The following is a 7,566-nucleotide window of genomic DNA, read 5'->3' as shown; positions in this document are numbered from 1 at the left end:
GCTGTCAGCCTTCAGCACCGTCATTTCATCCCCTGGCAATGCATTGTCAATGGAAATCATAGAACCATCTACATTTGCTGTTCCGGAAACCACAATCTGTCCCTTTTGGCCCCCAGCATAGCCAGCCAGTACACCATCAGATATCAGATTGCCGTTAATAACCATATCATCATCAGCAGTAGCTGCCCCAATTGTCCCGTGGTTATAGAACTTACCCGTGGTTGCATCGCTAAAACCAGCCGCTATCACCGAAGTCATATCATTTACGGTGAATTTACCACCAAATAATGTCGCCCCCTTAGCCACATTGACATTTACCACATCGGCTGCTCCTCCATAAACCAGAGTCCCGGCGTTGATATTCAGCTTCATATTATCGGAACCGGTAATCTTTCCATCATATTTTAGATCCGTATTAACATTCAGACTGGTCACCAAATCAGGTATATATTTATAGTATTCATATCCCTTTTTTTCCATCATGCCATTATATTGAATACGGAGAATATCTCGCTTTGGTTCCTTTATATCATAGTAATAGGCTCCTTCATAGGCCGGATCCCCAAATTGTTTCCAATTGGAGGTTATATTACCATTTATTGAGGCACCTGAATTGACATTGATGGCCTGTACAAAGGCATTTTTGCCAATATAAATGGCATTCTCTCCACCGGACAAGGTACCCGACAGATTGTATTCACTTATCATCGGACCGCCAAGCTCCGGCCTGTACTTATCCATATCCGTTTCATCATAGAAATTGTCATTTTCAGCCTTGGTGATTGTTCCATTTTGGGCATCTACATCTCTGGAATAAGCAATAAATGACCCCCGATAAACTTCATCAGCCCCCAGCATATTTGAACCAAAATCAAAGCGTACACCACTGCCCTTTTCACCATTGGCAGTAACGGTTCCCTGCTGATCAAATATTTGATTACTCCCATAGGATACCAACACACCTACCCCCTCCGTACCATCGGCATGAACTTCATACTCTTTGGCCAGGGTTAGTTTATTTCCCGTTCCATTCACCAAAATTCCCACAGCACCTTCGCCCTTGGTCCAAATATTGGCCGCCTGGGTAATATTGTTATTGGTACCATAAACATGTAGACCTATACCCAATGGGATCGTACTGAATTCGTCAATATAGCCCGTACCTGCGTTGTTACGGGCTGAATAACCATTGGTATTAGTAAAGGTTATATTATCATTATAAATGGAATAACCAAAATAAGCCCGCCGATCAATGGTATGGCCAATATCCTGCAATGAGGCCAGCTCCGCCTCATTAAACACAGTTATATTGCGATAGAAATCATGGCTCATTAGTCCACCTATTTCAAAATGGACCAAATCCAGTATCAAATTTTTAGCTGAATCATACTCCCAAGTTTTCAGTGGCAGGCCATCAACACCATCAAAGGTTCGGCCCTTTAATACTTCAGATACATTGTCACCTATAAAAAATGCCTTGCCAGCTCGTGGGTTTTCCGATGTAAAGTTCTTATTATGTATATTATCGACGATGAAAAAATCGGATGGCTTAAGACTAGGATCTGCCGCATGACACCGTTCAAACTCCTTTGATGTAACAATCAGATGCTCCAAGCCGGCCCGATTAAGATTCTGGTCATAAATATGATTCAGAAATGTGTTGTTCTTGGTCAATGCCCCCGGTAAAACATATATAGTATTACCATCCTGATCCACAACCGGCTTGCCATGTTCATCCGTCAATACCCTATGCGCTGCCGTGATTCCCAATGCATGACCCACTTCATGGCGTATCATAGCTACACCATCGACAGACTGCTCACTATCCGGCAATACGGTATTGCTTTTCATCCACCAGCCATCAGAAGTCCCTTGCCGTGTTGCCCCCATAAACTGTCCAAAGGAAATTGTTCCATAGGCCCCATTATCCACCAGATGTCCATTTTCATATACCTTATTATCCGCACCAATTGTAAAATTTTCTACATTTACATTCTTTAAATCCCGTAGCCCCTGAAGATACTCCTCCCAATATGGATTATTGGTAAAGTACCCTTGTGCATATCCAACCGAAGTGGCATATGCATTTTGTTCATTCGCCATACCACTCACAAAAATCTGGGCCGGATGAGTTGTTTTTAAACCCGCGGCCAAAATATCAGCCCAATACTGTACCCCCTTTAAAATCCCCACCTTATTATCATTGCTTATACTCATAGGATTTTTATCATCAATACAAATTATAAATTTTTTTATCTGTTCTTTATTTGTATTTGTTACATCAACAATATTTACATCAAAAACTTCTTTACCGCCACTGGAAATTATCTCACCGGCACTAGCTACGGACATCGATGACATCCCTAGAACAATCGAAGCTGTTAATACACACAGGCGTTTATGCGATATCTTTTCTTTTTTCTTCATATCCTTCACACCTTTCCAATATGCGAAAAAGTTTATATCAACAGATGCTGAGGCATCCTTCACTATGGTAATAGTCTGTACCGGTAAAGCCCCGGATTTATTCACTCCAAATTCAGTGATAGCATAAAACTCTCACTGAATAACTCACATTTTGCTGTTAATGAATAGCTTTATCATTGGCCATCTGCCCAAAATTATGAAAGCGCATTCCCAACATGGAAATATCATCTTCCTGGGCCTCATTGGTAATATATGCGGAAACTTCCTTATTGATATCTTTCAATATAGCTTCCACTGAGGCGGCAGGCGTTCCAAAACGAATCAGGATATCCAAAAGCTGTTCCCTGGAATATTTTTCATCAATACTTATAGCTCCAGTTACACCATCTGTATAGAAAAACAGCATATCCCCCGGATTCAATTGTGTTTGTTTTACTTTATAAACTACATCGTCAAAAATGCCAATAACATAACTTTTCTTTTCCACCGGAATAACGCCCCATTCCATCCGGCCGTCAATCAACCGACCTATAAATGGTGCTTTATGTCCGCCATTTATGTATGTAAACACACCGGTTCGGGTATTTATTACTCCGAAAAAGACTGTCACAAACATCATTTCATCATTATTTTCCACCAATTGCTGGTTAGTGAGTCGTAAGACCTCCGACCAATCAATTTCCTCCACCGGATGGGCATGAATCATGGCCATGGCATTGTTTTTCAAAATTGTTTTGGATATTACCATAAAAAGGGCTGCCGGTACACCTTTTCCCGATACATCAGCCATAGTAATGGCAATATGCTCCTTATCGAGGGCATAGAAATCATAGAAATCTCCTCCAACCGACTTGGCTGACTCCATGACAGCGAACAATTCAATGCCACCACTTTCCGTAATCTTAGGGAAAATCTTTGGCAACATCCCCGCCTGTATCCCCCGAGCCAGGGACAGTTCTGTAGCTATATGCTGTTTTTCCGCCGTTACCTGCGCCAGATTAGTCATATATTCCTTTAATTCACCTGTCATATTATTTACGGAATTGGAAAGTGTCTGCAATTCATCCCCCGTGGTGATTTGGAGCTTTTTATCCAGATTTCCTCTGGCGATTTCTTCCACCCCGTCAGTTAACACCAATATAGGCTTTACAAATCTCTTGGCAGCAAACCGGCTGACTGCCGGTAGCACAATCAAAATAACTAACAATGAGCCTATCATACGCCAAAGGTTTTCTTTAAAAAAGATTCCCATAGTAGCGGCAAAATTCTCGGCTTGGGCCATAACTACAGCCCGAGATTCTCTGGCTGGTTCTATGACCTCTGATGCCTTCTTAAGGGTTCCCACACTCCAGCCAATGGACGGTATAGGGGTATACGCCAGATAATAGTCTGTTCCATCCACTGTTACTGTGGACATACCACTTTCACCTGCTACCATCTTTTCAGCCTGAGCCGCCAATGTTTGCTCGGCAGATTTCCGCAAATCAATACTGTCCACGGAAGCTGCTAATGTGCCTGTAGTTTCTGAAGAAAGGACTACTTTACCCTCATTGGTCAATACAAAATTGATGCCCTCCGTATTCATTCCTTTGTCCTTGATAGCTTTATAAAGTGAACTGAGACTGAAATTAAAGGCAACTATTCCATAAAACTGACCATTGATTCCATATGGTACAACATAACCTACTGCCGGATATCCATTGGTATCGTAGTAAATATCCGTCACTGTTGCTTTCCCGGCCACTTCACCAAACTTGTACCACGAACGCTCCCTTGGATCATAGGTAGTAAAATAATCCTTGGGAAACTCCACCTGGGCCGCGTCAGCCACTAGTATATCTGCACAGAACATATAACCATTTTTTGAGGCCACAAGAAAGGAGCCTTGGTAATTTTTATAAAATCCCACCATATTTTTCAATGTATCGGTTATTTCAGATACTGTATTGACTTCATGGGACAGATTATTCATAGCTTCTGCATTCCGGATGGCCGGTGAATAATAGAGATACACATCACCGCTGTTTATGGCCTCCTGTAGGGGGTCCTTGACCTGAACCGGCTGCCGTTCCTCAGGATGAGCTAAAATCCGCTCCATCATTGCCGCTGTATATTCTGTGTCCTCCTTTATGTTAAACAGCTCTCTATCCACATAATTGGCCTGTTCCTTAGCTTGGGACAATAATTGTTTCTGCGCCAGCTCACTGGTGATTTGTTCCATTGATTTTCCGGCCGCCTCGCCCATCAACCGGCCATTATCCATGGCCTCCTGTTGGGTATCATATAACCCCCACAGAGATAAACTGCCTAAAATGACAAAGGACAACAGACCGGCCACAAATAACAACAGGAAAAACCGCCATTGGATATTAAATTTATTTTTTATCATAGTATCACCCCAAGAAACGGATTCCCAGCATTGTTATATCATCAGATTGAGTTGCACCGGCCACATGCCGGTCAACATCTTCCCGGATGGCAGACAATATATCCTTTACAGATTTGTCGTCAGTTCCAACAGATTGCAGGGTAGCCAACAACCGCTCTGTGCCATAGAGATGACTCTCCTTATCCATAGCCTCCGTCACACCATCTGTGTAGAAAAACATCATATCCCCTGGATTCAGCTTTAAATATTCTTCCTCATAAGGTGCCAACTCATTAACACCCATCATGTAATTTTTCTTGGATTTTTTTAGATATTCCCAACGAATAGATTCTCCCTGCTTTCGGCCAATCAGCGGTGCATTATGGCCAGCATTTACATAGGTAATTTCACCATTTTTAATATTTATAACTCCAAAGAATACTGTTACAAACATCATTTCATCATTGTTGGCACAAAGCTGCTCATTGGCCCGTACAATACTTTGCCCCCAAACATTTTTTTCCGTCCCGGCTTCCATCCCATATATCAAAGCATAATTTTTTATAAGGGTCTTGGAAATAACCATAAAGAGTGAGGCCGGCACCCCTTTCCCGGAAACATCAGCAATAGTAAGTGCTACGCGATTTTCATCAACATTATAAAAATCATAAAAATCTCCCCCAACCTCCTTGGCTGCATCCATAGTTGCAAACAGCTCATAATGAGGATTGCCGGAAAATTTAGGGAAAATATTTGGCAGCATTCCTTCTTGAATAACCTGGGCCAGCGACAGCTCTGTAGCTATACGCTCCTTTTCTGCCGTAGCATTGGCCACATCATTCATATATGTTTTCAAATCCTTGGTCATATTGTTAATAGAGTTGGCCAACCGCTCAAGCTCATCGCCGGTAGCAATATCCATTTTGCGGTCCAAATTTCCCTTGGCAATATCCATTACCCCCTCTGTAAGGGTCGTAATCGGCTTAACCAGGCGTTGAGCCATCCATCGGCTGCAATATACCAAAGACCACGCTATTATCAAGATAATAACAACTATTTTTAAAGAGTCCTTAAAGAATTCCCAGCGAATATATTTTTTAAAATCATTGGCATGGGCCATAACATCTTCCCGCGCCATATCAACCGGAGCAAGAACCTCTTCTTTCTTTAACATTGTACCAATGCTCCAGCCCAATGATGGCATTGGAGCGTAAGCCAAATAATATTCCTCACCATTCAAGGTTACCGGAACAACATCCGAGCCACCCTTGGCCATATGCTCCGCTTCCCGTGCCAAGCTTTCCTCCGGCACTTTCAGGAGGGACCTTTTACCATCTCCTGTCGACAAACAGCCTTCTTTGTCCGAGGAAAAAATAATCTCGCCTTTAGAATTTATGGCAAAATTTATATTGGATGTACCAAGCGACCGGTCAGAGGCAATCCGATAGAGGGATATCAGGTGTACATCCAGTCCTGCTACTCCAGCCAAACCATTCTTGTCATAATAAGGAGCGGCACAAGTAATTTCCGGGTATCCATCATTGCCCAGATAAACATCCGTAAAAACCGTCTTTCCTTCAGATACTGCCTTTTTATACCATGGACGCTTCCGTGGATCATAGTTGTTGTGATAATTTTCCGAATGAATCTGTTTGTACATTTCATCGGAATCATAGCACTCCAGAGTGATGTAATAACCATATTTCGAGCCAAAATAGCACGATGTTTGGTAATCCTTGTAAAATGTCGCCATAACCTCCATATCGTCAGCCACATTGGAGGCCAGCCCTATTTCCTGCTGAACAATATCATTATCACAGTCCTGTTTTACGGCGGATGTAACAAGGAGATAGGCTTCCCCAGGGGCCATGCGCCGTTCCAAAGGATTTGGCAGCTGCTTGGCTGAATACCCCTCCGGGTTATTCAAAATACGGGTCATAACATTGGCCAGATATTCTGTATCCTCTCGAATCATATTCATTTCCCGTTCTATCTGACGAGCCTTTTCCTTGGCATTTTCCTGTATTTGGGTCTTAGTTTTTTCTGTGGCCAGCTCCCCGGCATAGGTTGCCACCGTATCCCCCATTTGAGAGCTGCTGTCATTGGCACTTTTCTGCATATCGTATAAGCCCTTAAAACTTACCAGACCTATCATAACCACTGTAAGCAGACCCACCATCAAAAATGTCACCAATATTCGTTTTTGAATATTCATCTTTTTCATCAAATCTATTCACCCCAAAAGGCTTTCATCTCATAAAAAACATATATACTAATTACTTCTACACAGTTTGCAAAAATCCCCCTTTAGAATGATTAAAAAAACAGCTCGCTACATAATTTAGCATACGCAAAATCTAAATTATATAACGAGCTTTAAATTTAATTTGTATTGTCTGTATTCCTCACTGTCAGCCGGATTACCACATTCTTCTTAAGGTAACCGCTGCCATTATATCCTTGTCATGAGCACCCTTTTGCAAAGACAAATCCCCGGCCAAGGTCCAGCCCGGCTCAAATTCCGCCTCGCCGCCAATGGACATAACAAAGTGGGTTCTGTCCTGCTGTCCCCGCAGTTCATAAGTGTCAGCCTCATTACCGGCATAGCTGTAGGTAAGCCGTGGATCAGCCCCGCTAAAGGCATGCTTCACGCCCAGCCGCAGAGCGTAGCTGCCATCGGTGAGATACCGTTTGAATTCCATACCAACGCCACCGGCAAAATAGGTATTGCCCTTGCGATTTACCTTCTGACCGAATATCCCGGCTCCCTG

Annotated in this window: 3 protein-coding genes and 1 pseudogene; all 4 read right to left on the bottom strand. The window is 42.7% G+C overall.

Annotated elements, in window-relative coordinates; translation table 11 throughout:
* Positions 1-2,427: pseudogene (locus QZV24_RS09515) on the bottom strand (autotransporter outer membrane beta-barrel domain-containing protein); the annotation flags it as partial.
* A gap of 157 nt (positions 2,428-2,584) precedes the next feature.
* Positions 2,585-4,816 (bottom strand): SpoIIE family protein phosphatase, encoded by a 2,232-nt coding sequence (locus QZV24_RS09510; protein ID WP_294523259.1) that lies wholly within the window; start codon positions 4,814-4,816, stop codon positions 2,585-2,587.
* A gap of 4 nt (positions 4,817-4,820) precedes the next feature.
* Complete coding sequence (locus QZV24_RS09505; protein WP_294523257.1) at positions 4,821-7,019, bottom strand: SpoIIE family protein phosphatase; 2,199 nt, start codon at positions 7,017-7,019, stop codon at positions 4,821-4,823.
* 196 nt (positions 7,020-7,215) lie between these two features.
* Positions 7,216-7,566: autotransporter domain-containing protein (locus QZV24_RS09500; RefSeq protein ID WP_294523254.1), on the bottom strand; the 351-nt coding region annotated here is incomplete at its 5' end.

Source organism: uncultured Anaerovibrio sp. (assembly GCA_902786545.1).
GTDB lineage: Bacteria > Bacillota > Negativicutes > Selenomonadales > Selenomonadaceae > Anaerovibrio.
The sequence above is the reverse complement of the archived record's forward strand: the minus strand, read 5'-3'. Positions and strand labels throughout refer to the sequence as shown.

What these genes read in the sequence shown, in the direction of transcription:
- QZV24_RS09510 (WP_294523259.1), bottom strand. Translation starts at nt 4,816, where the DNA reads ATGATAAAAAATAAATTTAATATCCAATGGCGGTTTTTCCTGTTGTTA.
- QZV24_RS09505 (WP_294523257.1), bottom strand. Translation starts at nt 7,019, where the DNA reads ATGAAAAAGATGAATATTCAAAAACGAATATTGGTGACATTTTTGATG.